This window comes from Enterococcus sp. JM9B (assembly GCF_009933265.1).
Taxonomy (GTDB): domain Bacteria; phylum Bacillota; class Bacilli; order Lactobacillales; family Enterococcaceae; genus Enterococcus_C; species Enterococcus_C songbeiensis.
Genome location: NZ_MAEK01000023.1, coordinates 1,973 through 3,048 on the forward strand (window position 1 = coordinate 1,973; position 1,076 = coordinate 3,048).

A 1,076-nucleotide genomic window follows, 5' to 3' on the forward strand; every position below is an offset into this window, starting at 1 on the left:
GGAACTAAGCTTGCAATGCCAACTCCTCCATCTGATTTGGTGTTAAATAGTTGATACTACTATGGATTCGCTTGCGATTGTAAAATCCTTCAATGTATTGAAATAACGCTAAATGAGCAGCTTCAAAGTTTTCATACGCTTTTGATGGATAGACTTCTTCTTTTTTGAGTGAGGCGTGAAACGATTCGATACCGGCATTATCGTAGGGACAGCCCTTACGACTGAAGGAGTGCCGAATGTTCAATTCATTCAGCTTTGCCTCATAGGCTTCGCTAGTGTACTGAGAACCCAAATCTGAGTGGATGATCAAGTTCTCGGAGGGTGTTTGGTTTAAGAGCGCATTGTCAAGGGTTTCGATAACCAATTCTTTCGTCATCTGCTTGCCAAACTTCCAACCGATGACTTTCTTTGTGTGGAGGTCTTGGATAGTGGAGAGGTAGGTCCAGCCATCTTTTAGGGTATGAATATAGGTAATATCTGTCACCCATTTTTGATTGATCGACGTAGTGGTAAAATCTTGGTTTAACAGGTTTTTACGTCCTTCACTTTTAACTTTCGCTTGTTTGCCAGGCTTGTACTTCTTGAGGGTGACTGAACGCAAGCCTAATTTTCTCATCAGTATTTGTACTTTCTTTAAGGACAAGGTCTCGCCACGGCCAACAAGAATCTTATGAATTTTAGGCGCACCATAGATACCCTTGTTTTCAAAGTAGATTCCTGAAATCAAGCGGTTTAAGCGTTTGTTTTCTGATTGGCGCTTGGAAGGTTTCTTTTTCTTCCAGTCATAGTAGCTGGATTTCGGTGCTTCCAAAACGGTACACATTTGTTTTACGTCATGATCATGAACATTTGATTGAATAAATTCGAAGACATCACTCATTTTTACTTTTGAGCGAATATGGTTAAAGCCTTTTTTAGGATAGTGTTTTCCTCCTGCATGCGGGCCATTTCCTTTTTCATCGCTAGGATTTCTGCCTCAGTCATGCCGGTTGCTACATTCTTTGTATGAAGCTTCTTCCAACGATAAATCGTTTGTGTAGCGATACCATATTGCGCTGCCAGTTCCTCGACCGATT

The 1,076-nt window shown here is 41.2% G+C and carries 2 protein-coding genes; both read right to left on the reverse strand.

Translation table 11 applies throughout. The features are described from left to right. Window positions 1–4 precede the first annotated feature (4 nt). Entirely contained in the window at window positions 5–880 is an 876-nt protein-coding gene (locus BAU16_RS06530) for an IS3 family transposase (RefSeq protein WP_002324035.1), read from the reverse strand. Between the two features lie 2 nt (window positions 881–882). Beyond that, window positions 883–1,076: transposase (locus tag BAU16_RS06535; RefSeq protein ID WP_202621254.1), on the reverse strand; the 194-nt coding region annotated here is incomplete at its 5' end.